Genomic DNA, 25,486 nt, shown 5'->3' on the forward strand with positions numbered 1-25,486 from the left:
AATCCGTACATTTTAGACTTTATTTTTCTTTTATTTATAAAGAATGCTGATATATCAAGGTTTCAGATAAAAGACACCTAAATGGTAAGGCTTTCAATATTTGTTTTTTGCGAGTACTATAGGAATATATCAATTTTGGAGGGATAAAAATGAAGTACAATCCTGATGGTCAACTGTACAAAATAACCACCGTTTTTTCACAATTCACATTGTTAAATTTACTATATATCGTTAGCTGTTTGCCAATTATTACGATTGGAGCTGCGACAGCTGCCCTTTATGAAGTGACGATTCGTTATGCGGATGAAGAGCGTGGTGAATTGATCGTGGGCTATGTCCGAGCGCTACGAGCAAACTTCATGAAAGCAACCGGTAGTTTTCTCCTTCTTGGGTTGCCTATGGTAGCACTACTGTATAGTAGCTTGTTTTGGTTTTCCTCAAAAACCATTCTTGCCAGTATTTTTGCCTTCGTTCTAATAGTTACAGCTATTTATCTGTTTATTGTGTTAGTCTATTGCCTCGCGTTAATTGGACGTTATGAAAACAGCTTTAGGCAAACATTAAAAAACGCGTTTCTGTTACCGATCGCGGACCCTATCCGTTCGTTAGCCCTCGCGCTTATTCCTATCGCTGCGTTTTGTTTTGTTGTTTTATTTCCGTTGTTTAAATTCCTCTTGTTGATTTTTGGTTTTTCTTTTGTTATTTATTGTAGCTCGTTCCTGTTGCTTTCTATCTTTCGTAATCAACAAGCATGAAAAGAATCAGTCATCTCTCACTTTTTCGTCGTCTGAGTCAGTTTTCCATTCGGCGACAATTGTTCATTCTTTATCTACCTGTTGTTTTTTTATCCACAGTGACTATTGGTCTCTTATTGGTCTACGATTCAACCAAACAGCTGACAGGCAATTACCAACACTTGGCTGAGTTAAATGCTCAGCGTGTCAAATCTGTTCTTTTTGATACAACAAACACGCTGACCAACACGGCGAGTTCCTTATCAAACGATACTCATCTACGTCAGCTTTTAACTGCCAATTACCTTGACGACCAAGAAGCGATCGTGGACATCAATAGCTATGATCAGCTAGATGAGATCAGAAATCTTCAAACCTCGATTGCGAAATTAACCATCTATACGACGAATCAAACCATTCCGAACTATAAATATTTTCAACAGGCAGATGACACGATTCAAGCGACCGCCTGGTACCAAAGAGCTCTCAAGCAACCCGATGCTTTTTTGATGACGATGCCAGAGGATTACAAAGCAAATCGTTTGAGTCTTTATAAAACGTTGCCTTTGCCTTTATCAAAAGAAACTGCCGTTTTGGAGATCCAAGTCGATTACAATTATCTCAGTAACCGACTTCGTAATTCATCCTATGAATTGGAATTACAGTTAAATGATGATGTCATCTTTTATAGCGACAAAATCAATCAAGTTGGGGAACCGGGACAGCTGACAGCTCTTTCTGAGCCGCAAACGAGTGCTGCCTTTTTAAAAAATGATGGTACCAAGGTGATGCTGACCAAAAGCACCTTACCCATGAGTAACAAAGAAGACATCATCACGATTTATAGTGCGGATACCAATGCCTATCGCAATCTACGCGCCAATCTGATCCGGTGGAGCACGATCGTTTTGGTGATTTTGATCACTACTTTCATCATCGTCTTTCTCTTTGCTCGATTCTTTACCAAACGAATTTCTCAACTGCAGCAGGCGGTCTACTTTGCCTCGATCGAGGATTATGATTTCTTTCAAAATATTAGCGGCGAAGACGAGATTTCACAGATCTCTCTTGATTTCCACAAGATCATTCAACGAATCAAGAAAAAAGAAGAAGAGATCTACCGTTCACGTTTGGCACAGCAAGAGCTGTTGACTCAGCAGCAGCAAATGGAATTTAATATCTTAGCGGGGCAGATCAATCCCCACTTCTTGTTCAATACATTAGAAACGATTCGTATGATGGCGCTGACTTCCGGCAATTCTGACGTCGTTTATGCCATCAAATTACTGGCAAAATCGATGCGCTATACGCTAGAAGCCCACGGAACCAAGCGAACGAGTTTAGAAGAGTCCTTAGATGCCGTTCACGTATATGTCAAGATCCAGCGGATGCGCTTTGGCGATCGAGTCAACTTTTCCTATTCAGTCTCCAATGAGATCGACCAAAAAGAGGTCCAAATATTGCCCCTCCTGATTCAACCATTGGTGGAAAACGCCATCTCCCATGGCTTGGAAGGCATCACCTATCCAGGATTTGTCCGTTTGACGATCACCAAAGACGGCCATGATCTGGTGATCGTGGTACAAGACAACGGCAGCGGGATACCGCCAGAAAAACTCGAACACTTGCAGCAAAAAATCAAGACGCCCTCCACCCATGCCAAAAAGAACATTGGGCTAGCCAATGTCAATCATCGGGTCAAAATGTTTTATGGACCTGAATACGGCTTAACGATCGAGAGTGTGTTGGGCAGCGGCACACAAGTCACCTTGCGGATCCACGATCTAAGCCAAGATTCATTTTCTCCTCGCTAAAACAGTAAAGCCCCCCTTCGATTTCTGAAACAGAAATCGAAGGGGGGCTTTTGATTGATTAGAAATCCCGCACACGAACGGTTTGTTGTGGTGAAGAAGCACTGGCGTAACAGCCCACCATGATTCCAGTAAAGACACCACCGACCTCAGTGGTCAGATATTTTGTTTCTCCACTGCCTAAAGGCTGTGCTTGTCCTTGTTCATCAAGAACAGAAAAACGATAGGTTTCATTATCGGCGCTCAGCCGAAAGGTGACCGTATCCGCTGCATAAGACAGTTTCTTTTCCACTTTCCATAAGGAACCGATTTGTCGGCGGAAAACCAGCTGCTGACTGGTTGCTGTTTTTTCCAGGTATCCCTCATAGTGATGGGTGGCATTTAAGAAAACCGTCAATCCCACTTGTCCATCCGTTAGTTGCCGACAATCAAAGGTTGCCTGAAATTGTTGCTCAAAGGCGGTTTGTCGTTGGAACACAGCCGCGAGTTTGCCTTGATCAGACAGACCCGTCTGATTAGGATGCAGCAAGAAGCCATGTGGCTCTTCTTCAATCAATGTTGGGTCCCATTCGAATAAAGTCACGTAATCAGGCTTGCTGCTCTCCTTTCGTGTTTCCTTTGATGCTGCCGCTGTGTCTACCTGAATGGTTTCTGGCAAATGACCTTTTTCGCCAAACACCGGCCATGAGTTTGACCAGTCTACTGACAGCAAACATGTTTCCCGCCCTAACAAATGCCTCAAAGGATAGCTGATGGGGCGTACTGCTAGACAGACTGCCCACCAGTTGCCTTTAGTATCTTGCACGAGATCCGCATGCCCTGCGGCTTGCAGTGGCAAATTCGTACTGCGATTGGTCATCACTGGATTGTTGGGGCATGCTTCGTAGGGTCCCGTCAAGGAACGGCTGCGGGCCATGGTCAGCATATGCCCATAGGACGTTCCGCCTTCGGAGATCAACAGGTAGTAATAGCCGTCTTTTTTATACAAGTGGGGGCCTTCTGGATCAGCCGCTCCGCTGCCCGTCCAAATGTTTTGGCGCGGGCCTAGTTCTCCAGAAACCAAATCGATCGTCCGCAGATAGATCTCCTTATGGGTGCCTAAGTAATAGGTCTGTCCATCGTCATCTGCGAAAATCGTCGGGTCGATCCCAGGAGTGTCCAGCCAAATCGGGGCAGACCATTCACCGGCGATGTCATCCGTCCAGATCAGAAAGTTGCCTTCTCCTCCTTCGTTTGCGCCAACGTTGGTGCAAACGATGTAAAAGCGGTCCTTGATAAAACGCAAGGTTGGGGCATACAGACCAAAAGCATTGGGATTTTCAGTCGATAACTGCAGCTGCTCAGGTCGCGAAAGTCCATGGCCAATCAGCTGCCAGTCTGCCAAGTTTTTACTGTGATAGATTGGTAATCCAGGAAAATATTCAAAGGTACTCGTCACCAGATAAAAGTCTTCACCGACACGGCAAATACTGGGATCTGGATGAAATCCAGGCAAAATTGGATTCGTGATGGTTCGCATGGGCATCTAGAACTCCTTTATCGTGGTTTGGTCAGCGGTCAGCTCATGGCTCGTTTTTCCAGCAGTCGTGTGAATCTGCAAGGATGCTTGCTGGATGCCAGTCAGCTTGACGATCAGTTCTTGAGCGACTCTTTCGACAGCTACCTCGCCAAGCCATTCACCGTGGTGATCATAGATAGCGGCAGCGGTCTTGTCTTGCGGATCAAAGAGATGGATCGTTGGATGTTCAGCATAGTCATAGACTGCTTTGGTTTGTTCATGGCCTTCGACAATCAGTTGATTTGGTCGGACTAACAGTGGCAAGTGGAAATAGTCATAGGTTTCTTGGTACCAGTGTCCGCCCTCGTAGGCTTTGCCAGATAAGTAGTCGATCCAATGCCCCTTCGTCTTCGGTACGTAAAAGGAGACCGTTCCTTGATCATTAAAAATGGGTGCAACTAAAAGGTGTTCCCCCAGCATGTATTGGCGATCCAAATGATGGGTCATCTCGTCTTCAGGAAACTCTAAGACCATCGCCCGCATCATCGGAATCCCCGTTTGAGCAGTTAGCACCGATTGGGCTTGCAAGTAAGGCATCAAGGACAATTTTAACTTGGTAAAGGCTTTGGCTACCGCCACGGCTTCGTCGTCATAGACCCAAGGCACTTTGTATTCCCAGCTGCCATGGTAACGGCTATGGGAAGACAGCAGACCAAATTGTGTCCAGCGCTTGTAAAGGTCTGGGGTTGAGCCAGCTTCAAACCCTGAGATATCGTGGCTCCAATACCCAAAGCCGCCTAACCCAAAGGACAGACCTGCTCGCAGTGACTCTGCCATTGATGGATAATCTGAGGTACTGTCGCCACCCCAGTGTACAGGCAAGCGTTGCGAACCAACCGAAGCTGCCCGCGCAAAAACGATGGCTTCTTCTGCTCCCTTGACTTCTTTCAGCAAGTCAAAGACGACTTTATTGTATAGGTAGGCGTAATAATTGTGCATTTTTTCTGGATCAGAGCCGTCATAGTACACCGCATCGGTGGGAATCCGTTCCCCAAAATCCGTTTTGAAGCAATCCACACCCATGTCTAATAAGGCACGCAGCTTGCTATTGTACCAAGCGACCGCTTCAGGGTTGGTGAAGTCGACGATCGCCAAACCTGCTTGCCATTTGTCCCATTGCCAGACATCTCCATTGGCGCGTTTCAAAAAGTAGCCATTGGCCATCCCTTCATCAAACAAGGGTGATTTTTGCCCAATGTAAGGATTGATCCAGACACAGATTTTCAATCCTTTGGCTTTCAAGCGCTGCAGCATTTTTTCAGGTTCTGGGAAAGTTCGTTCGTCCCACGTGAAGTTGCACCACTCATATTCTTTCATCCATAAGCAGTCAAAATGAAAGACCTCAAGAGGGATATCACGTTCTGCCATACCGTCTACAAAAGACGTCACGGTTTGTTCATCATAATCCGTCAAGAACGAGGTACTTAGCCACAAACCAAAGGACCACGCAGGCGGCAACGACGGTTTCCCCGTCAAATCAGTGTAGCGCTGAATCACTTGTTTTAACTCATCGCCGGCAATCACAAAGTACTGCAGCGATTGTCCTGGATTGCTGAATTGAACACGAGAAACTTTTTCACTCCCCACTTCAAATTGCACCCGGTCTGGTGAATTGACGAAGACGCCATACCCTTTATTACTTACATAAAACGGAATATTTTTGTAAGCTTGCTCCGTACCAGTGCCCCCGTCGGCATTCCAAATATCAACACTTTGGCCGTTCTTCACGAAATTTGTAAAGCGTTCCCCTAAACCATAGATCGTTTCTCCCACATCCAGGGTCAACTGTTCGCTGATATGGGTATTTGCTTGCGGATCGATCACTAAGGCTTTACTGCGAGGTTTGCTTTGGGTAATCAGCTGTTCTTTGTAATAAAACGAAGCTGTCACATTTTCCTCTTTGCTAATCACGACTTGCAAGTCTCCCGAGCGAAAAACATACGATTGCTCATCTTCTGAAATATCAGGAGTGATCTCTTCTGTCATCAATTCAAAATCGGGGGCTTTGGCTTGGACTCCCTTATAATTATAGAGGGTGATCCCAATGATATTGGTTCTAGGGGTAGTGACTTCCATCGTTAACAATCCGCCATCCAAGGTTGCCCCTTTATGCCCGACATAGCTATAAGGCAGATATAAGACCAATTTGTTTTCTTCTTTACGGGCATCGTAGACATGCACCGCAAATTTCACATCAAATCCTTCACGAAATAACCAACCGCCATCTGAAAATTTCATTTTTTTCCTCCTTGTTGGATCAATGTCAACGCCCCTAACAGACCAGAATCATTATAGTAACGACAAGTCTCGATCGGCACTTGGAAATCCGGCCAATGGGGGTTCTCATTGATTGCTTGTTTGATTATAGCTAATAGATCAGGGTTTTGGCTGATGCCGCCGCCGATCAGTATTTTTTCGGGATTCATCGTGACAGCTAGGTTGTAAATCGCAAGTGCGACATAACGTGCCCACTGTTTCAGAATCTCCTGCGTTTCAGGATCACTCGACCGCTGCTGCATGATGGTTTCGCCTAAAATCTCCTCTGATTCAGGAATCGCTTTTGCCCGTCGATAGGCAGCAATCAGTCCTCTCGTTGAAGCTAGATCATGGAGGGTCGCAAAAGAAGATGCTTGAAAATCAGTGATCATCATCCCGAATTCTCCTGCCCGAAACCCATTCCCGTGAATCAACTGGCGCTGATGAACGAGCGCGCCACCAATACCGGTACCTAATGTGATCATGACAAAATCTTGTACGTCAGTAGCATTGCCGGTCGAAAGTTCTGCTAAAGCAGCACATTTCGCATCATTTTCGATCCAGATCGGATAGGGCTTGGTTAAACGCTGCTGCAGCTCTTGTACGACAGCACAGCCGTGTAAAGGAGCCAACGCCCCCGCCATGATCGCCCGGCCATTGACTGAATCAATGAAACCAGGAAAACTCAGCCCAATTCCTTCGATGACATGCGCTTGCTCGACTTCTTGTATTTTGGCAGCTAAGGCAGCAAAAAATTCATCCCGGGTATTACTCGGGGTTTTGATTTTGCCTCGGTCCAGCCATTGATTCTTCTCGGTAAAAACCCCGAATTTGATATAGGTCCCGCCTACATCAAAGCACAGGCGTACATCTGTCATTTCTCCTCCTCCGTTCAAAAAGCGCTTACAGTTTCATCTAAATTATATAAAAGAAAAAAAAGAAAGCCTACCAAGCAATTTAGTCATCGTTACCCTAAAAAATAGATGTCCGTAGAAAATCACGGACATCTTTGTGGTTATTCATTTTTCCGAAACTCATTTGGTGAAACCTGATGGTATTGTTTGAACTTTTTGTAGAAATAATCAACATTGCTGTAGCCTACCAATTCAGCGACTTCGTAGACCATTAGATTGGAATGACGTAAGATTTCCACCGCCTTTTCCATTCGCACTTCATCCAAGAACGCCAAATAATTTTTACCGGTTTCTTTGCGAAACTTCTTGCCTAGATAGGCACTATTGTAATTGAAACGTTCCCCGATTTTTTTCAAGGTCAAATCTTCTTGATAATGCTTTTTTGTGTATTGGATTAATTCTGCAATGATATCGATTTGGTTCAAACTGCTGGCGACTGTTGCTTGCAAGGCTGCTAGTTTTTCGGCGATGACCTTTTGCAGCATCGGAAACGTTTGGGCGAGAAAAATCTGCTGATGCACTTCGTCTGTCGACCATTCGATTGCTAAGGCTACTTTTTCACTGATTTGATGCTGCAACCATTCGATGTCACCATTGATTTGCCATTTGATCTCTTCTTCCAATGCCAATGAATGATAAAAGGTTTGATAATAGCGGAATAACGGCTGTTCCAACGGATCGTTTGCCAAAATCGCTTTTACTAATTCTTCACGCAAATCGCTTCGTTCTTCTGCTTCTTGGGTCGTATCCAAAACATGGTGAGAAATGACTTGATTGGGAAATAAGAAAATCAATTTACTCAATGTTTGGATATCGATCATCAATGGCTTCAAGTTATCTTGCGCCGCAAACCAGCGAGAGATCAAGATCTCTTGATGAGCCATTTTTTTGCGGCACCACGCATCGATCGCCTCGTCGGGAAAGCGTTCCTCGTTTAACAAAACCAAATACCGATGATGCCGATGGATCAAGGTGATGACTTGCGCCACTTGCTCCTGCAATTTCTCAACCAGCTTTTGGGCATCTGCCTCCTCGGGAAGTCGCAATAGCTTGATGGCTTGTGCGTCTTTGATCCCCGTTGGATCCCCGCCAAACAATTTCTCCATCAACTGACTCTTCTGATTTTTCTGCTGATCGGTCTTGGCTTTTTGATCGATTTTCGTCAAAATACCGATCAGCTCTTCTTCATCAACTGGTTTCAGCAAATAGGTCACAGCGCCCAGTTGCAACGCTTGTTTGGCATAATCAAAATCTGAGTAGCCGGACAAAATAATGGCAAAAAACAAAAGCCCTTCCTCCGATGCTGCTTGCACCATCTCAAGACCATTTTTTCCCGGCATACGGATATCAGCGATCACAACATCTGGCTTCAATTCGCGGATCATTGCCAAGCCAGCTTCGCCGTTTTCCGCCGACCCGACGATTTGATACCCCAGACGTTCCCAATCGATGATCAGAGGCAGTCCATTTCGGATCGATGCTTCATCGTCAACGATCAACACTTTACGCATTTTCCAACCTCCATTTTCAGCTACTCCTTCGTTACATCATGTTTCACTTGTCAAACTTGCCCCGTTGGTGCGAATCACCTCTTGATACCAATAAAAACTATCTTTCGGGATGCGCGCCAACTGACGTTCGCTTTGATTGTCGCGATCGACATAAACAAACCCATAGCGTTTTTTGTATCCATTCAACCAACTCAGTAGATCTGTAAAGGACCAAGCACAATAGCCGATCAGCTCAACCCCATCCGTGATGGCCTTTTGCAGTTCCACCAGATGTTCCTGCAAATAGGTGATGCGGTAGGGGTCATGGATCTGTTTGTCTTCTGTCAATTGATCGATAGCGCCTAACCCATTTTCAGTAATAAAAATCGGCAAGTCATAATTGGCTTGGATGCGTCGCAAGGCTACGCGGAAACCAACGGGATCGATCTCCCAGCCCCAATCCGTTTTTTTCAAGTGAGGATTTTCTGCTGTCGCAAACATGGTTTCTTCGGGTGAGAACTCACCAGCTGCCGCTTGCATCAAATACGGATCGACTTTAGAAAATTCTTTCTTTTCAGCTGACTGCTTTTGCAAATTGTTTTGCTGGGCCGTCCCACCGTGATAGTAATTGATTCCTAAGAAATCAGGTTTTGCCTGTTTTAATAGTGCTTGATCTTCTGGAGTGACTTCAGGAGCCAAGCCAACTTTGGCTAATTGCTTGTAGACAAATTTCGGGTATTCGCCTTTGCAATAGACATCTAAAAACCACGCGTTGTTGAAGGCTTCGCCATTTTCTGCAGCCAGCACATCTTCTGGGTCACAGCTAAACGGATACATCGGACCATAGCCAAAACTTGGACCAATCTTGCCCTGTGGAACCAGCTCATGGAACAAATTGATCGCCTTTGCATTGGCAAGGTTGATGATATGATTGGCTGCATACATCCGTTTTAAGTCCTTCAAGCCCGGTGGATGTGCCGCCCAACGGTACCCTAAGGAAGTGAAGACATTTTGTTCATTCATGGTGACCCAATAGGTGACTTTCTTTCCTAGGCGTTCAAAAAGGATCCGACAATACCGTTCAAATGCTTCTGCTGTTTCTCGGCCTTCCCATCCTAAGTATTTGTCTTGCAAAGCCTGAGGAAGGTCCCAATGATACAGCGTCAAAATCGGCTCTACTCCTTGCCGAAGCAATTCGTCCACCAGCTTTTCGTAAAACGCCACACCCGCTTCGTTGACCGCGCCTTCGCCATCAGGTAAGATTCGCGACCACGCCACGCTGAAGCGATAGGCTTTCAAGCCCATTTGCTTCATCAAAGCAACATCTTCTTTGTATCGATGGTAGTGATCGATCGCCACTTTGCCGTTGGTTTCCTCAAAGGTATTGCCGGGAATTTGGGCATAGGTATCCCAAATCGACGGACCTTTGCCGTCTTCTGCCCACGCACCTTCAATTTGATAGGCCGCCGAAGCCGCCCCCCATAAGAAGTTTTCTGGGAAAGGATCTAAGTTTGTGTGAAACATCAAGTTGCCTCCTTCAATTCCTAAACCGAGTTAAATCGGTTACATTTTATCGTATCATAATTTGGTTGATTCGTAACAATTACCAAAAGATATTTTTTAGGTGAAAAAACTGTCGCTCCTCAGAACGACAGTCGTTTCTTATTAAAACAGGTAATCATTCAAACGAGATTTCACATATTCAATGTGGCTGGATTCTAATTCGATTTGATCATGCGCCAATGCGTAATCTGTCAGTGTTTCTAAGTTTTCCTCATCAGCAACGATCTTCGCTCCGATGCCTTCTTGGAAAGAGGCGTACCGTTTTTTCTTCAACTCGTCTAAGAAGCGGTCTTCTTTTAGTTTCGCTGCTGCTTTCAACGCTCTGGCATACGTATCCATACCAGCGATGTGGGCTAACAACAGATCTTCCATTTCAAATGACGAACGACGGACTTTAGAATCGAAATTGATTCCTCCCGGCGCGATGCCGCCGTTTTCTAAGACTTCGTATAAAGCGAGTGTTGAGTCAAAGACGTTGGTTGGGAATTCATCCGTATCCCATCCTAACAGCATATCTCCTTGGTTGGCATCCAGTGAGCCTAATGCGTTATAGCTACGGGCGACGGCGATTTCATGTTCAAAGGTATGCCCAGCTAATGTTGCATGATTGGCTTCTAGATTTAATTTGAAATCTCCTTCTAAGCCGTAGTGCTGAATGAAGGCCATCGTTGTCGCTGCATCAAAATCATATTGGTGTTTTGATGGTTCTTTTGGTTTCGGCTCTAATAAGAACTGCGGTTTATGACCGATTTTTTCGCCATAAGCGATCGCCATTTTGAATAGACGGGCGATGTTGTCTTGTTCAAATTTCATGTCTGTATTCAACAAGGTTTCATAGCCTTCACGGCCGCCCCAGAAGACATAGTTTTCCCCGCCTAATTTTTTCGAGATATCTAAGCCTTTTTTAACTTGGGCTGCTGCATACGCGTAAACTTCCGCATTATTGGTGGAAGCAGCGCCGTTGTTGAAACGAGGGTGTGAGAACATATTTGCTGTATTCCATAATAGTTTGATTCCCGTTTGTTCCATTTTTTCTTTGATCAAATCGGTGATTTCGTCTAAGTTTTGGAAAAATTCTTCTAACGTTTCTCCCGCAGGTGCCACGTCAACATCATGGAAACAGAAGAACTCTGCCCCTAATTTTTCGCAAATCTCAAAGAAGGCTTCTACTCGATTTTTCGCCGTTTCCATTTCGGTGTCACCAATCCACGTCCGTTTGTTGACAGGTGCGCCGAAAGGATCAGAGCCGTCTTGCGTCATCGTATGCCAATAGGCGATTGCAAAACGTAGATGATCTTTCATTTTCTTGCCCAAAACAACTTCTTCGGCATCGTAATGGCGAAATGCAAACATATTGTCTGTTTTAGGACCTTCGTAGCGGATTTTTTCGATCTCTGGGAAATAAGTCATTGTTGTTGCCTCCATTTTATGTTTTTTAGTGTAATAAACTAACTTACTTGTTTCCAATCATTTAGAACTAAAAACGATTCCTCGCTTTGATCAAGCAGATTGCCTGCGGCCATTACGCTATTCGATTTGCGCCAACGCATGGCAGATAGGCGCGGTTTGCTGGTAGACGGTCCGGTAGATCGCATAGATTTCTTGGTATTTGGCGACATTTTCAGGAATCGGTGCAATGGCTTTGCCATATTTGACAAAGGCGTTAACACAAGCACCTGCATCTGGATAAATGCCACTGCCGATTGCTGCCAGCATTGCTGCGCCCATACCTGGACCTTGCTCAGTAGACAAAGTCAGCATTTCTGCATTAAAAATATCGGCTTGCATTTGCAGCCATTCGGCATTTTTCGCACCGCCCCCCACAGAAACGATCTGGGTGAATTTCCGCTGTGCTCGTTCTTCCATGATCATTTGGGAATCTTTCAAAGAGAAGGTGATCCCTTCTAAGACGGCACGACTGAAATGCTTTTCGCGATGCCGTGTGTCAATGCCAATAAAACTTCCTCTGATTTGGCTGTCGGTATGTGGGGTGCGTTCGCCCACGATATAAGGCGTAAACAGCAGGCCTTCTGCCCCCGGTTTTACCTCACTGATCGCTGAAAGCAATTCCTGAAACGATTGGTTTGGGGCAAACGTATCACGATACCAGCTTAAGGAATTTCCAGCGGCTAACGTGACCCCCATTGAATACAACTTGTCTTTGATCGCATGACGGAAAAGGTGTAGATCGCCTTGATAATCAACCTCTTGCGCTTCTTCAAAGGATAAGAACACACCGCTAGTGCCAATCGACACCATGCCGACACCTTCGGCGATGATCCCTGACCCTAATGCAGCACAGGCATTGTCTGCGCCACCTGCATAGATCGTCACCTCTTGTTCAAAGCCAAAGGCTTCTTGCAGCTCTTTTCGCATTTGCCCTACAGGCGCTGCTGATTCAAAAAGCGGCGGCAGTAAATCCGATGCGATGGCGAATTTTTCTAGAATGGCTTCAGACCAGCACTTCTTTTCGATATCCAGCAGCAACGTACCCGCTGCATCAGAATAATCCATCGAATAGTTACCAGTCAGCCAAAAAGCCAAGTAGTCTTTTGGCAGCATCATGTGACGAACTTGTTGCCAATGTTCAGGCTCATGTTCTTGAACCCATAAAACTTTTGGTAAGGTGAACCCTTCCAAAGCAACATTCTTGGTGATTGCTTTTATTTCCTCTCCAAAGGATGCCATGATCTCTTGGCATTGTTTGGTGGTTCGAACGTCATTCCATAATATTGCCGGACGAATGACTCGGTTATCTTCATCCAATAAAACAAGACTATGCATTTGCCCAGAAAAGCTGATGCCGATCAATTCTTTCTGCAGCGTTGGAAGCTGCTGGATCAAGGTTTTGATTACCTTATCTGCCGCCTCTTGCCAATGCACCGGCTCTTGCTCACTGAACCCCGGTCTAGGGGATGACAATGGATAGTCAGCACTTGCTGTTCCTTGGAGTTCCCCGGTTTGATCAAAAACTAAGCCTTTTAACGCACTTGTTCCTAGATCCACCCCTAAAAAATAAGCCATCTCTTCTCTCCTTCCTCTGTTTGAAGCAGTTAACCATTGATCCTCAATCGGTTAATTAGCATTCAAAACTAACTAATTGGATAGTAAACGATTCTTGCATTCCTGTCAAGCGCTTTCAACGATTCTTTTATGGTTTTTCGTTCTCAAACTACTGTTCCTACATTCTTCGTTTTTTCTTTATTCTTCAGCTTGCACAATATTAATTTGCACGGTAAACTAACACTAATCACATCTACGAAGAGGAGAACACATGATTATCAATAAAATGGGCATACGCGAACAAAATGAAGCGGCTGTATTGAAGACAATCATTGACAATGAAAATGTGTCAAGAGCGGAAGTGTCAAATTTGACCCATCTCAATAAAGCGTCTGTTTCTCAAATAACCAAAAAACTGATCGACACGGACTTCGTGCGCGAAGTCGGCATTGGGGATTCCACTTCGATCGGTGGTCGCAAGCCGATTCAATTGCAATTCAATCACCGCAGCAGCTTAGCTGTTACCTTTGACATCGGCTATAACTATGTTCGTGGAATGCTTTCTTATATCAATGGCGAGATGATCGCCTCCGCCGATCATTCCCATGAATTGATCACCAAAGAAAATGTACTGGCGACGATCGATTCTATGATGAAAGAATTTTGGCCGCAAATGCCGCAAACCACTCATGGATTAGTAGGAATCTGTTTGGCGATCCACGGCATCGTTCACAATCAGACGATCACCTTTGCCCCCTACTACGACTTGGAACACTTTGATTTGATCGCCCCTTTGAGCCAAAAATACAATACGGCGGTCTATATAGAAAACGAAGCCAATCTGACGGCTTTAGGCGAGTACTGTTTTTCTTCTGATTCCACGAATTTACTGAGCGTCAGCGTCCATAGCGGGATCGGTGTCGGAATCATCGTTGATGGGCAGCTACAAACCGGTACTCACGGTATGGCGGGGGAAGTTGGCCATTCTACGCTCTTTCCTCACGGCAACTTGTGTCCTTGCGGCAATCGAGGCTGCTTAGAGCAATATGCCTCGAACAAAGTCTTGTTTGACACCTACAGTCACTATACAAAAACTGCCTTCGTAAATTCGGATACCTTCGCACAAGCCTACCATGCCGGAGAAAAATCAGCAGTCGAATTGGCGCAACAAAATGTTGAGTTTCTTAGCATTGGGCTAAACAATGTCATCACTTTTTCTGATCCCGAAGAAGTCTATATCAACAGCTCGGTCTATCGCAAAATTCCTGATTTATTACTGGTGCTGCAGCAAAAATTGACCAGTCAGTTCACCAAAAACACGAAGATCAAAAACAGTCGATTGGGCGATCAAGCCCCGCTGTTTGGCGGTAACGTTCTAGTGGCAAAACATTTCTTGAATATCAACGATTTACGCTTTGCAGCACTTGATCTCTCCCATGCGATCCGTTAAATGAACGCTGGACTGAAAACTCAGTCCAGCGTTTTCTTTTGGTAAAAAGGTCTCGCTATCCTTTGATTCCGCCAGCCGTCACACCGCCCACGATGTATTTCGAGAGAAACAGGTAAATCAGCAGTAAAGGAATAATACTTAATGAGATCCCTAGATACATACTGCCAAATTCAGTACGGTAAACATCGGTTTTCAGCAATTGGACCAGCATCGGTAACGTATACTTTTCCGTATCGTTGATCAAGATCAAGGGCATCAAGAAATTATTCCACGAGGTCACGAACGAGAAAATCGCCATGGTGGCTAGGCCCGGTTTCATCAAAGGCAACATGATGCGATGGAAAATTTTGATTTCGCCGGCTCCGTCTAAACGAGCAGAATCTGCCAAATCAGGATGATAGATCGTTTCTAAATATTGCTTTAAGAAAAAAACGGTCGCGGGTGATGCGATCGCTGGTAAAATCAATGGCAGAAAATTATTTAAGAGCCCTAAGCGATTCATAAATTGATAAAAACCGATCATGCTAATTTGCTGAGGAATCATGATCAGCCCAAGAATGACAGCAAACAGGACTTTCTTGCCACGAAATTCATAGGCGATCACGCCATAAGCCGTCAGCGCTGAAAAATACACATTGAGAACGGTAGCACCAGCAGCAATCAGGAAACTATTTTTAAACCCATTGAAAACATTAAAGCCTCTGCCCATTAAGACGGACCAGTTGTATTGGAGATTACCGCCGGGCCACAAGGACAGCCCTTGCTGGATCTGTTCCGCTGAACGAGTCGCATTGACTAAGACGACCCAAAACGGCAGTATACTTAGGATGGTCAGCAACACCAAAAAGACATAGATCAACAATCGTTTTGCTCGATAGCTATTTTCCATTTATTTTCGCCCCACTTTGCTGTTTTCTTTGAAAAATTGAAACAATAACGTGCTTAATACGATTGAAAGTACCAATAATAGTACCGACGCGGTTGCGGCAACGTTGAAATTCCGACTCCCGGTAAAGGCTTGGTTGTAGATAAACATCGTGATCGTTAAGACGCTATTGTTGGGATTGCCATTTGTCAGCAAAAAAGGAATATCGAACATTTGCAAGCCGCCAATCAAGGACGTCACCAATGTATAAAGCAAGATTGGTTTTAACAAAGGCAGCGTAATCTTGCGGAAAATTTGACCATCATTGGCTCCATCGACCATTGCTGATTCAAAAAGAGCATCATCAATGCTCAAAATGCCCGAAACCAAAACGATCGTTGTCTGACCATACCACATCCAAAATTGGATAAAGGAAACGATCAGCCGAGTGCCCGTTTCACTACGGAAAAAGTCATAGGGCTGGTCCAAAACACCGAAATGCTGCAAGACTAGGTTGATCGGACCTAACGGAAAACTGAACAAAACAAAAAATAAGATTGCTACTGAAGCGGCAGTAATGATGTTGGGTAAGTAAAAAGCGACTTTGAAGAAGCCTTTCCCCCGCAAGCGCAGCTTGATATTGGTAAACCATGCCGCCAGCAACAAAGCCAAGCCAATTTGAGGAACAAAGTTTACGCCCCACAAAATAAAGGTATTGCTGATCGATTTTAAAAATAACGGGTTGCGAAAAATCGCAAGATAGTTATCCAGTCCGACAAGATTGGCAGTCGGATTCCACCCTTTTAGATCTGTAAAGCTCAGGTAAATCGTATAGAGAATTGGATAAAGCTGAAAAACCAAGAATGCTAGAAAAAATGGTGCGATAAATAATAGCCCATAGCGATGATACTGTTCAAATCTTCTCTTATTCTGCATCGTAATCCCCCTGATATTTTTTTCTTCCACTGTCAACTTCTGCCTATAAAGACAAGCCATTTAAGCAGCGCCTAGTACCTAGAAAAGGTTGAAACCGACCCCGTCTTCGGTGCCGATTTCAACAACGCCTAATCTACTTGAACATCTGGATAAGCATTGACGACCGCATCTTTAAAGTTTTGGATCGCCGTTTCCTGATCCACTTCACCTTTTGAATATGGTGTCAAACAACTATCCGTAAAGAGGGTTTCAATCGTCTGGTCATACTCGGTCAGAATTTTCGCGTTGATGTCTTGAACCATATCGGCAAATTCTGCATAGTGGTTTTGACCGCCTAAAAATTCCTCTTGGTATTCGCTTTTAATTTCTTCAACGACTCGCTCATTCGATACAAAATCACCAGTATCTTCGGCCCATTGTTTTAAAAATGCTTGATCTGTGGTCAAGTAAGCCACCAATTGCGCCGCTTCTTCTTGCATCTCAGAATTTGCCGTAGCACCGATCCATGTGCCGCCCCAGAACCACGACGACGGTCCTTGGATCATGCGCCAGTCCCCTTCTGTTGAGCTGGAGTTATCGGCAGCTGTCGCATTTGGTTTTAACCAATAGTGCAGCCCCCATGTCGGCAAACTATAACCGAATACATTGTCGCTATTCATTCCAGCAAACCAAGCTTCTGATTGTCCTTCTGTATCTTGTGTCAGGCCTTCTTCTACAAATTTTCGTGATATATCCAACAAATCATACAAACTGTCGTCGATCACTAATTTACCGTCTTCAACCCAGCCATGTTCGCGTTGACCATAAAAAGGCTTCGCCAAATCTTGGACACTAGAGATCATATAGGTGGTTCCACCACTTTTTTCTTTGACTGCTTTGGCTTCCTCATAGAACTTGTCGTAGTCTGACAAGGCCGCTTGCGCAGCCGCTGGATCATCGATCCCTAGCAGCTCTTCTGCCATCGATGCCCGGTAATAAAACCCGCCAGGAGCGGCTTGCCAAGCCAAGGCATGAAGAACCCCGTCTTTTGAAGTCCCTACGTCTTTGACATATTGATACGTATCTGCCGCGGCTTCATCAAGTCCCAGTGAACCAAGGTCTGCCATCATGCCTGATTCCACATATTTTTTGACAAAGGCAGATTCTAAAGCAATCACATCTGGTGCATCTTTGGAACCGAGAATCGGATCGAGCTTGGTCTCGAATTGGTCAGAAGGAATCTCCACGATCCGAATGTCATAGGCCAAATCGTCATGCGCCGGCAAATAGTAATCATTGATCATCGTTGATAATTCTGAAGTAAAGGTCCAAACCACGAGTTCATCCTTGCCACTACTTCCTGATGCGCTGTTATCCGAGCCGCTGTTTCCTGAACCATTCCCGCAGCCACTAAGCATAAAAGCCGCTAAGCCCGCCACTGACGCTGTTTGTAAGACCCGTTTCCAATTTTTCATCTTTCTTCCTCCTCGATTTTTTGATAGTCAAATGAATCAAAATCAGCCGCCAAACGATTGCCGGTCGTATCGATCGCAAACATCCCTACAAAAGCCCCTGTAAAGAACCCACCGTAATGTTCTGCTACATAGTCGTCAGACAATTGCAAGCTGTCAAATAGCTGATCGATGACCTGCCACTCTTTTTGATCAAAGGAGTACGCGTATTGATAGTGGGCATAATTAACGATCGTTTTGAAGTAGACTGTTTGTACATCGGCTGGTATCATAACTTCTGGTGCTTTTTGACTCTTCAGTTGGCCCTTTTCGCTTGCCAATACAGTAATGATTCTGCCTTTCGTCTCATCATGAGTGATGTAGATCGCCGACCAGTTTTGTGTATTGTAGTAATTCGTCATGCCTGCCAACTGTAGAAACGAGGTCGGTGAAAATTCGACGGCAGTCGTTGCTTCGAAACGAAAATCGCTCCATCTTCTTGCCACCAGTGCTTGATGGAACAAGGAATTGAACGACTCTCGCCCATACAAGCGCAAGTATCCAGGTCGTGCGGTCAAACTACCGATCTCCTCAGAAAAAGGAATCCGCAAGGTTTGAAACACTGGTGCCAAAGACTTCTCTTCAAAATCATCAAAGCCTGATTCTGTCTCCCACGGATGTTCGGGCAGCTGTGGCTGTGGGACTTCCTCTTTTGGAAAGTTTCCGCCTGTGATATACGGCCAATCATTTTCCCAATAAACAGACTGGATCGCTGTTTCCCGTCCGAGCGGGCAATAGCCGCGATTTTCTAAGAGGGGCGTTTCTGGATACTTCAGCGCTCGCCCTGTTAAGTGAACAAAATACCATTCATCGGTCTGCGTTTTCACAAATGAACCATGGCCAGCTTTTTGTAGCGGGATCTCTGGCTGTCCCCATGAACTGATCAGAGGGTTTTGAGGATGAACTTCATAAGGCCCGTCGATGTGCGTCCCACGAGCGATGGTACTTGCATGTTCAAACTTGGTGCCGCCTTCTGCCGTCAATAAATAATAATAGCCGTTCACTTTATACATAACCGGTGCTTCAGTCAATTTGCGCTCTGTTCCTTTGAAGATAATTTTGGGCTGCCCCACCAATTTCTTGGCTTGCCAATCAAACTCTTGAAGAGCGATCCCATAAAAGGAATGGTTTGTCGGGCGATAATCCCATACCATGTTCAGAAAATATTTTTTGCCGTCGTCGTCATGAAATAACGAGGGATCGAAACCAGAAGAGTTCATATAGATTGGTTCTGACCACTCCCCATCAATGGTTTCACAGGTGATCAAATAGTTGTTCACATCTTTCCAGCTATTGGATTGTGTTTTGACATCTGAATAAATCAACCAAAAACGACCATCACTGTAACTTAAGTTTGGCGCCCAAACGCCCCCAGAATCAGGGTTTCCCAGCATATTCAACTGACTGACACGATTGACTGGTGTACTGATCAAGCGCCAGTTCTTCAAATCCTTCGAATGGAAGATGCGCACACCTGGAAACCATTCAAAGGTCGATGTAGCAATGTAATAATCTTCTCCTGCACGACAAATACTCGGGTCTGGATGAAAGCCTGTTAGTATCGGATTGGTAATCAAAAAAATTTCCTCCTCTTTCCCTTTTTGGCATTTTGTGATTCAACTGAGTGTCAATAGGAATAAGCAGCTTTCAGTTAGTAAGTTTTCTTTACTAATATACCTAACTAAAAAAAGAGACTTGCTGCTGTAGTTCATTTTAAAAATATTCACTAATCATTGTTCTATTTACTTTCTTCAGCTGAACTGTCATAATTATAAAATGAAATCGCTATCATTCACAGGACGATTTCCACACATCGATAGACAAAAAATGGAGGAAAGATTGCGTGACCATTTTAGAAGAATACCATTTTGGCGAATATCTAGGCGTTTCCAGTTACCATCCCTACTCGCTTAATTACATGGAACATTTTCATCGTTCCTTTGAATTGCTTTTTTGTAGTGACGGCGAAGCGGTTGTCAAAATCGAAGAAAGTCCCTATGTCCTTACAACTGGCCAAGTGTTATTAGTCATGCCTTACCAGACCCATGCCATCGAAACCCCTAAGGAATCACAACTACATATTCTGGTTTTTTCGCCGGAGTTTATTCCAGATTTTTATGCCAAAACCAAAGATTTTGCTTTGTCAGATCCCGTTATCACCATTGATCCGTCTGTCGCAAATCAGCTGTATTATCCTTTATTTGAAACGGATTCCCTCTATTTACGAAAATCGGCACTGTATCAAGTCCTTTACCTTTTTGAGCACCAAACGACTTTACTACCAGCCAAAAACCAAGAGGATATCCTGATCCAGCTGCTTGCCTATATCGAGTCACACTTCAAAGAAGAGCTGACGCTCGAAAAACTAAGCAGCAGTATCGGTTATAGTAGCGTCTACGTTTCCAGAATGATCACTGAGAAATTGAAAAGCACCTTTCCTCGGCTTTTGAATCAAGCAAGAATTCGCCATGCCTCTTTTTTGCTGACCCATAGTCTCTTGCCGATTACGGAAGTAGCAGAACAAGCTGGCTTTCAAAACGTGCGAACCTTCAATCGAAATTTCAAAGCATTGACCTCACTGACTCCGAAAGAATACCGCTTAACACACAATGCTCATTTTTCGTTGCTGAAGGAATAGCGTAAAAAAGCAGCTTCACTTACCTATAAAGTGAGCTGCTACAATCTTACTCGTTATTCTAGTCAACCTTTTGCCACGTTCCCAGAAAGTAGTGAAAAACGTTCTAACGCTCCCCTTCTTCATAGAGAAATGAGCAGGAAAAAACCAATTGCCAAAATCAACCTTTGTTGTTTTATCGATTCCGCAACACTATCCCTGATTTACAGCACTGTATGTTCTTGCTTAATGCCCGTTTGCTTGATCGAAGCTTCTTTAAATATCGATCAAGCCCAAGAAAAATGATTCACGACTAGCCAGTCTCTGACTTCTGTTAGATCAGAAAAAGTTTTCACCTGTGTAGCTACTTCTTGCTCAAGTTTTGGCTGTTTAAGCAAAGGATACTTCCCATTTTTTTTGACTGGCAAAGCACTCAAATCATCCGCAATCAGAAAAGCTGGGATCTCGGCTTGTTTTGCGGCTTTTATGCCGGCTAGAGAATCTTCTAATACCAAGGCTGCTTCAGGCTTTACGCCTAATTGTTGGCAAGCTGTTAGAAAGATTTCTGGATCAGGTTTGCCGTTTCGCACTTGATCCCCAGAAACCACCGTGTCAAACCAATCTGGCATCTGTTCCATTTCAAAATACGCCTTGATTTTTTCTTTCGACGAAGAGGACGCCACGGCTATCAAGCAATCTTGTTTTTTTAATGCTTCCAACAGTTCAAGAAGGCCGGGCTTTTTGAACACCCGTTTTTCTTCAGCTAAAATCACTTCTTTCTGACGATTCATCGCTTCTCGCCACCGATCCGTTGGTACCGTACTGCCATAAAGTTCCTGCATCCCTCTACGAATATCGGCTTCCGTTTTGCCAGTCAGGTAATAATAAACATCTTGGCAAACTTCAAAATCATACTCCTCCGCGGCGCTTAAATAGGCGCGGTAAGCTAGACGACCTGTTTCAAACATCAAACCGTCCATATCAAAAATCACCAGTTTTATCTTCTCCATCCTATGGCCTCCTTTGCTTTTCTGCGAATAAAAAAGCAATGGTACCAAAATCCTTTGGCACCCATTGCTTCATCTTGTTTATTTACAGCTGACTGCTCAACTTAGCAATGATTTTACATGCGCCAAATGGCTGTCAGCCTTTTCCCGACCTTCTTTTACTAATGATTCTGAAAGAATGAAAGAGCCGCCAACTGCTAGCACCTGCGGATCAGATAAATAGTCTTGCATATTTTCGAGAGTGATGCCACCAGTTGGGACAAATCGAATATCATAAAACGGACCGCTGAGGGCTTTGATCGCCGGCAAGCCCCCGTAGATATCCGCGGGGAAAAATTTCACAACTGATAAGCCATATGCCGCTGCTCGTTGAATGTCATTTGGCGTAGCTGTCCCCGGAAATACTGGAATGTTTTCGGCAAGACAAAATTCCACCACATCAGGTACAAGAGCAGGGGAAACAATAAAGCGCGCCCCTTTCTCAACTGCTGCTTTCGCTTGTTCTAAGGTGCGTACCGTGCCTGCGCCTACGATCAATTTGCCCGATCGAGAGAGTTCTTCAATCGCTGCTAAAGCAAGGTCACTGCGGAAGGTCACTTCAATAAAATACAGTTCATGCTCAATCAGCAGTGATTCTACTACTGGCAAATAGGTAAGGTCTGTTGCCGTGTAAAGAGGCAACACCCTTGTTTTTGCCAATTGTTCATAGAGTGTCATACACTCTTTCCTCCCTTCGATTGCATTTGCTCTTTCAAGACGGCTTCATGAAGCCCTTGAAGATAACTGATTCCAATCGCGCGATCATACAGACCATAGCCTGGCATCGCCACTTCCCCCCAGATCGTCCGTCCGTGATCAGGACGGATGACGCCATCAAAACCGACCTCAACCAAGGCTTTCATGATGGCATACATGTCTAACGATCCTTCAGTGGAAAGATGGGCAGATTCTTTAAATTTGCGTTCCCCCATAAACAACACATTGCGGAAATGAACAAAGTTGATGCGGCCTTTTAAGGCATGAACGATCTCCACCATGTCGTTTTCTGGATCGGCACCTAACGAACCGGTGCACAACGTCACCCCATTATAAGGTGAATCCACGATGGCCATGATTTTTTTCAAGTCCTCTAAATTTTTGGTGATCCGTGGCAAGCCAAAAATTTCCCAAGGTGGGTCGTCGGGATGGATCGCCATTTTCACATCTACTTCTTCACACACAGGAATGATCCGCTTTAAGAAATAGCTTAAGTTATCAAAGAGGATCTCTTGAGTGACCCCTTCATAAGTTGCCATCAAACGCTGGAACTTTTTCAGTCGTTCTTCTTCCCAGCCTGGCAATTTAAAGCCTTTTGATTGGCTATGGATCAACGTATACATCTCACTAGGTTCCATATCATCTACAACGGCTTGATCATAGAGCAAGGAGAAACTGCCATCCTTGTTTTGATAAAATAGGTTTGTTTTTGCCCAGCCGAAGATCGGTTTGAAGCTATAGCAGATCATATGTACATCACAAGCTGCTAAATTCCGAATCGTTTGAATATATTGATCGATGTAGTGATCCCGTTCCTCTGTTCCAGCTTTGATCGCATCGTGGATCGCCACACTCTCAATCCCTAATAGCGAAAGATGCTCTTTTTCAATTGATGCTTTTAGTGCGTTGATTTCGGAAATCTCCCAGACATCTCCGGGCATTTTATTCAGAAGTGTTCCTACAATGCCGTGCATTCCTGGAATTTGTCGAATATTCGTTAACGGGATCGTATCCCCTTCCCCGTACCATCGAAACCCCCATTGCATTTGCTGTCATCCTTTCGTTTTTAAAAATCATCGTCCTCATCAGTTTCTTTGCTACTATCACCTGCCGAAGAATTGTGCCAAAGCGCCACACTGTTTTCTCCTTGCTGGATCACTGCTGCCACCGCCTGTTCAATCGGTGTCGCCAAAAATTGGTGATTGATTGCTTCTAATACCATCGGCAGATTCACTCCGCCGATCACATACGTCTTTTCCTGAAGAGGTTCTTCTAATTGATTGATCGTTACAACCGACTGATTGTAGGGACTCGCACTCAATAGATCAGCAAACACCAATACACCGTCCCCTTGATCTGTTTCATGGATTGCTTCATGGATTTTGTTTCCCAGAAGTTGAATATCCTCTCCGTGGTTCAAATTAACGACCGCAATATTTTCGACACTGCCCATGATCACCTCTGCGGCATCTTTAAAACCAGTACTCAGCTGTCCGTGAGTTGCCAATACGATTCCTAACAAATGTTGTTCCTCCTTTTTCGCTTCCTAACCAAATAATGCAAGGACTTTTTGCATATTCCTACTATTCAGCTCTTTTTGCTTTAATTGTTTTCTAGGCAACACATACGTCTGATCCTGTTGCTTTTCTGCACAAAACAGATAGTTGATGCTGCCCATTGCTTCACTGCTGTGTTCGATCGCCAGCTGCTGCAGTTGCCCTTCATTGAATTGCTTGCCGATAGCTCGAATCGGCGCATCGGCACCAATAGAATCTAAATAATAAATCTTCGCATTCGGCCTTGCTGAATCACGTAACACTTCCAACCCGCGTTCTCCGTAACTTCCTTCATCAAGAAATGCGAAGGCAGTCGCTGTTTGACTGTTTTGACTGATCAGTGACAGCAGCGCTAAGATAGAGGAGGTATTGCGGGTCAAATTTTGCTCAAATCCTGCCCCGCGGCTTACGCGATTTAATAGCAGAAAATAAATACCGACTCCTAAAGCAAAAAGCGCTGTTTGCCATGAGAGCAAGGGAAATCTCCCTGAGGCAAAGTGGATATAAAGCCAGGTACCCAACAACCCTAAAAGAATCATCACTGCTGAAGCAGTCAGAATAAATTGATTTGTTTTGCGCCCTTGCTCCTGCCGATCAAAAAAATGGTAATCACCGAAATGCTGTGGCGGTGTATCATAATATGTGCAGATGATCCGTTTTGCTTTGGTCAGATCGCCAACATACAAATTGCGTGAGGCGTTTTTTTTCGTGTGATCATACTCGATCACCTGAAGGTCTTTGCGAAATGGAATGATATCCGCGATGAGTGCCTTCAAAAATCTTTGTTTGCTTTTATCCGTGGATCGCGACCGATAGACATACCGATAACGAAACAGCCAATCACGAAATGCTTCTGTTTGATTCATGGCGAATTCTCCTATTCACAGATTACCGACAAGGAAGGAGGAACTCTTTTTTTATAAGATCCTCCGCCTTCCTCTTCAACAGATGACGAACTCGCTCAATGATTACAAATTGAACTGCTTCAACACATCTTTAAGGGTTGATTTCGGTGCAGAAGGTGTTGCTTGAAAATAGATTGATTCCACACCGTACGCTTCGTTCATTTCTTTGAGTTTTTGCGCATCCGCTTGATTTAAATAAACAGATTTTGTAACGAGAAGGTCCTTTTCAGGATCTTTTTGGGCGATACCGCCTATGTTTAATTCTTTCATCGGCACGCCGTGTTTGACTAAGTCGTACATCACACTGACAGTTTTGGCGATCAAAATACAGTTGTAATCTTTGAAGTTGTATTCATCCCAGTAAAATTTGGCTTTTTCTGGTGTAACGACGATCGTTTTTTGCCCTGTGCGGCTACCGGCATTTTTGTATAATTCCCGCATGAACTTATCCTTAGCTACTACCTCATCCACTACAAAAATCGAATTGACTCCGCTTTTTTGTGACAAGGTCATCATGACCTGCCCATGGATCAATCGTTCGTCGACTCGTGCTAAATTTACTACACCCATTTTTGACA

Annotated in this window: 21 protein-coding genes; 4 read left to right on the forward strand and 17 right to left on the reverse strand. The window is 44.5% G+C overall.

The genetic code is table 11. From position 1 onward, the window contains the following. Positions 1 to 149: 149 nt before the first annotated feature. Both IGI78_RS13085 and IGI78_RS13090 read left to right on the forward strand, forming a co-directional pair. Positions 150 to 755: a YesL family protein gene (locus IGI78_RS13085; protein WP_077452020.1), complete on the forward strand. Its 606-nt coding sequence runs from the start codon at positions 150 to 152 to the stop codon at positions 753 to 755. Further along, positions 752 to 2,548, forward strand: coding sequence for a sensor histidine kinase (locus IGI78_RS13090; protein ID WP_086298007.1), 1,797 nt, complete (start codon positions 752 to 754; stop codon positions 2,546 to 2,548). The genes IGI78_RS13085 and IGI78_RS13090 overlap by 4 nt, the downstream gene beginning before the upstream one ends. A gap of 58 nt (positions 2,549 to 2,606) precedes the next feature. Here the strand turns inward: IGI78_RS13090 and IGI78_RS13095 are convergent, their stop codons facing one another. From IGI78_RS13095 to xylB, 7 genes are all read right to left on the reverse strand, one after another. After that, on the reverse strand, positions 2,607 to 4,070 hold the full coding sequence (locus tag IGI78_RS13095) for a glycoside hydrolase family 43 protein (RefSeq protein ID WP_195266480.1): 1,464 nt from the start codon (positions 4,068 to 4,070) through the stop codon (positions 2,607 to 2,609). Then, positions 4,071 to 6,341, reverse strand: coding sequence for an alpha-xylosidase (gene yicI, locus IGI78_RS13100; RefSeq protein ID WP_195266479.1), 2,271 nt, complete (start codon positions 6,339 to 6,341; stop codon positions 4,071 to 4,073). It lies immediately after the preceding gene. Next, positions 6,338 to 7,237 (reverse strand): ROK family protein, encoded by a 900-nt coding sequence (locus tag IGI78_RS13105; RefSeq protein WP_077452028.1) that lies wholly within the window; start codon positions 7,235 to 7,237, stop codon positions 6,338 to 6,340. Before IGI78_RS13105 ends, yicI begins: the two co-directional genes overlap by 4 nt. 137 nt (positions 7,238 to 7,374) lie before the next feature. Next, positions 7,375 to 8,784, reverse strand: a complete 1,410-nt coding sequence (locus IGI78_RS13110) for a response regulator (protein ID WP_096741645.1) — start codon at positions 8,782 to 8,784, stop codon at positions 7,375 to 7,377. A gap of 36 nt (positions 8,785 to 8,820) precedes the next feature. Beyond that, positions 8,821 to 10,287 (reverse strand): glycoside hydrolase family 1 protein, encoded by a 1,467-nt coding sequence (locus IGI78_RS13115; RefSeq protein WP_074535428.1) that lies wholly within the window; start codon positions 10,285 to 10,287, stop codon positions 8,821 to 8,823. Between the two features lie 141 nt (positions 10,288 to 10,428). After that, positions 10,429 to 11,736, reverse strand: coding sequence for a xylose isomerase (gene xylA, locus IGI78_RS13120; RefSeq protein WP_195266477.1), 1,308 nt, complete (start codon positions 11,734 to 11,736; stop codon positions 10,429 to 10,431). A 117-nt stretch (positions 11,737 to 11,853) separates the two neighbouring features. Next, positions 11,854 to 13,350, reverse strand: coding sequence for a xylulokinase (gene xylB, locus IGI78_RS13125; protein WP_195266475.1), 1,497 nt, complete (start codon positions 13,348 to 13,350; stop codon positions 11,854 to 11,856). Positions 13,351 to 13,600: 250 nt separating this feature from the next. Between xylB and IGI78_RS13130 the strand changes: the two genes are divergently transcribed. After that, positions 13,601 to 14,779 carry an ROK family protein gene (locus tag IGI78_RS13130; RefSeq protein ID WP_195266473.1) on the forward strand — a complete coding sequence of 393 codons (1,179 nt, stop codon included), beginning with the start codon at positions 13,601 to 13,603 and terminating at the stop codon, positions 14,777 to 14,779. A gap of 55 nt (positions 14,780 to 14,834) precedes the next feature. Here the strand turns inward: IGI78_RS13130 and IGI78_RS13135 are convergent, their stop codons facing one another. From IGI78_RS13135 to IGI78_RS13150, 4 genes are all read right to left on the reverse strand, one after another. Then, positions 14,835 to 15,668 (reverse strand): carbohydrate ABC transporter permease, encoded by an 834-nt coding sequence (locus tag IGI78_RS13135; RefSeq protein WP_005228444.1) that lies wholly within the window; start codon positions 15,666 to 15,668, stop codon positions 14,835 to 14,837. After that, on the reverse strand, positions 15,669 to 16,580 hold the full coding sequence (locus IGI78_RS13140) for a carbohydrate ABC transporter permease (RefSeq protein WP_042890501.1): 912 nt from the start codon (positions 16,578 to 16,580) through the stop codon (positions 15,669 to 15,671). Positions 16,581 to 16,708: 128 nt separating this feature from the next. Then, positions 16,709 to 18,034 carry an ABC transporter substrate-binding protein gene (locus tag IGI78_RS13145; RefSeq protein ID WP_086298028.1) on the reverse strand — a complete coding sequence of 442 codons (1,326 nt, stop codon included), beginning with the start codon at positions 18,032 to 18,034 and terminating at the stop codon, positions 16,709 to 16,711. Next, positions 18,031 to 19,647, reverse strand: a complete 1,617-nt coding sequence (locus IGI78_RS13150; protein WP_195266471.1) for a glycoside hydrolase family 43 protein — start codon at positions 19,645 to 19,647, stop codon at positions 18,031 to 18,033. Before IGI78_RS13150 ends, IGI78_RS13145 begins: the two co-directional genes overlap by 4 nt. A 266-nt stretch (positions 19,648 to 19,913) precedes the next feature. On the opposite strand from IGI78_RS13150, the gene IGI78_RS13155 reads away from it, so the two are divergent. Then, positions 19,914 to 20,708, forward strand: a complete 795-nt coding sequence (locus tag IGI78_RS13155) for an AraC family transcriptional regulator (RefSeq protein ID WP_172634710.1) — start codon at positions 19,914 to 19,916, stop codon at positions 20,706 to 20,708. A gap of 263 nt (positions 20,709 to 20,971) precedes the next feature. Here IGI78_RS13155 and IGI78_RS13160 read toward each other — a convergent pair whose 3' ends face one another. The 6 genes from IGI78_RS13160 to IGI78_RS13185 form a co-directional block, all read right to left on the reverse strand. Further along, positions 20,972 to 21,694 (reverse strand): HAD family hydrolase, encoded by a 723-nt coding sequence (locus IGI78_RS13160; RefSeq protein WP_096741651.1) that lies wholly within the window; start codon positions 21,692 to 21,694, stop codon positions 20,972 to 20,974. A gap of 96 nt (positions 21,695 to 21,790) precedes the next feature. Further along, entirely contained in the window at positions 21,791 to 22,408 is a 618-nt protein-coding gene (locus IGI78_RS13165) for a bifunctional 4-hydroxy-2-oxoglutarate aldolase/2-dehydro-3-deoxy-phosphogluconate aldolase (RefSeq protein WP_096741652.1), read from the reverse strand. Further along, positions 22,405 to 23,493, reverse strand: coding sequence for a mannonate dehydratase (uxuA, locus tag IGI78_RS13170; protein WP_195266470.1), 1,089 nt, complete (start codon positions 23,491 to 23,493; stop codon positions 22,405 to 22,407). Before uxuA ends, IGI78_RS13165 begins: the two co-directional genes overlap by 4 nt. A 20-nt stretch (positions 23,494 to 23,513) precedes the next feature. Further along, the gene (locus IGI78_RS13175; protein WP_081117905.1) at positions 23,514 to 23,969 is read right to left on the reverse strand and encodes a PTS sugar transporter subunit IIA; all 456 of its coding nucleotides are present in this window, start codon (positions 23,967 to 23,969) and stop codon (positions 23,514 to 23,516) included. A 24-nt stretch (positions 23,970 to 23,993) separates the two neighbouring features. After that, positions 23,994 to 24,869 (reverse strand): hypothetical protein, encoded by an 876-nt coding sequence (locus IGI78_RS13180; protein ID WP_195266468.1) that lies wholly within the window; start codon positions 24,867 to 24,869, stop codon positions 23,994 to 23,996. A gap of 102 nt (positions 24,870 to 24,971) precedes the next feature. Beyond that, entirely contained in the window at positions 24,972 to 25,478 is a 507-nt protein-coding gene (locus IGI78_RS13185; protein WP_005228434.1) for a PTS system mannose/fructose/N-acetylgalactosamine-transporter subunit IIB, read from the reverse strand. Positions 25,479 to 25,486 lie beyond the last annotated feature (8 nt).

This window comes from Enterococcus sp. DIV1767, assembly GCF_050542585.1.
In the GTDB taxonomy this organism is placed as follows: domain Bacteria; phylum Bacillota; class Bacilli; order Lactobacillales; family Enterococcaceae; genus Enterococcus_D; species Enterococcus_D innesii.

What these genes read in the sequence shown, in the direction of transcription:
- IGI78_RS13130 (WP_195266473.1), top strand. Translation starts at nt 13,601, where the DNA reads ATGATTATCAATAAAATGGGCATACGCGAACAAAATGAAGCGGCTGTA.
- IGI78_RS13105 (WP_077452028.1), bottom strand. Translation starts at nt 7,237, where the DNA reads ATGACAGATGTACGCCTGTGCTTTGATGTAGGCGGGACCTATATCAAA.
- IGI78_RS13085 (WP_077452020.1), top strand. Translation starts at nt 150, where the DNA reads ATGAAGTACAATCCTGATGGTCAACTGTACAAAATAACCACCGTTTTT.
- IGI78_RS13160 (WP_096741651.1), bottom strand. Translation starts at nt 21,694, where the DNA reads ATGGAGAAGATAAAACTGGTGATTTTTGATATGGACGGTTTGATGTTT.
- IGI78_RS13145 (WP_086298028.1), bottom strand. Translation starts at nt 18,034, where the DNA reads ATGAAAAATTGGAAACGGGTCTTACAAACAGCGTCAGTGGCGGGCTTA.
- IGI78_RS13140 (WP_042890501.1), bottom strand. Translation starts at nt 16,580, where the DNA reads ATGCAGAATAAGAGAAGATTTGAACAGTATCATCGCTATGGGCTATTA.
- IGI78_RS13135 (WP_005228444.1), bottom strand. Translation starts at nt 15,668, where the DNA reads ATGGAAAATAGCTATCGAGCAAAACGATTGTTGATCTATGTCTTTTTG.
- IGI78_RS13115 (WP_074535428.1), bottom strand. Translation starts at nt 10,287, where the DNA reads ATGTTTCACACAAACTTAGATCCTTTCCCAGAAAACTTCTTATGGGGG.
- xylA (WP_195266477.1), bottom strand. Translation starts at nt 11,736, where the DNA reads ATGACTTATTTCCCAGAGATCGAAAAAATCCGCTACGAAGGTCCTAAA.
- IGI78_RS13110 (WP_096741645.1), bottom strand. Translation starts at nt 8,784, where the DNA reads ATGCGTAAAGTGTTGATCGTTGACGATGAAGCATCGATCCGAAATGGA.
- IGI78_RS13090 (WP_086298007.1), top strand. Translation starts at nt 752, where the DNA reads ATGAAAAGAATCAGTCATCTCTCACTTTTTCGTCGTCTGAGTCAGTTT.
- uxuA (WP_195266470.1), bottom strand. Translation starts at nt 23,493, where the DNA reads ATGCAATGGGGGTTTCGATGGTACGGGGAAGGGGATACGATCCCGTTA.
- IGI78_RS13180 (WP_195266468.1), bottom strand. Translation starts at nt 24,869, where the DNA reads ATGAATCAAACAGAAGCATTTCGTGATTGGCTGTTTCGTTATCGGTAT.
- IGI78_RS13185 (WP_005228434.1), bottom strand. Translation starts at nt 25,478, where the DNA reads ATGGGTGTAGTAAATTTAGCACGAGTCGACGAACGATTGATCCATGGG.
- xylB (WP_195266475.1), bottom strand. Translation starts at nt 13,350, where the DNA reads ATGGCTTATTTTTTAGGGGTGGATCTAGGAACAAGTGCGTTAAAAGGC.
- IGI78_RS13095 (WP_195266480.1), bottom strand. Translation starts at nt 4,070, where the DNA reads ATGCCCATGCGAACCATCACGAATCCAATTTTGCCTGGATTTCATCCA.
- IGI78_RS13165 (WP_096741652.1), bottom strand. Translation starts at nt 22,408, where the DNA reads ATGACACTCTATGAACAATTGGCAAAAACAAGGGTGTTGCCTCTTTAC.
- yicI (WP_195266479.1), bottom strand. Translation starts at nt 6,341, where the DNA reads ATGAAATTTTCAGATGGCGGTTGGTTATTTCGTGAAGGATTTGATGTG.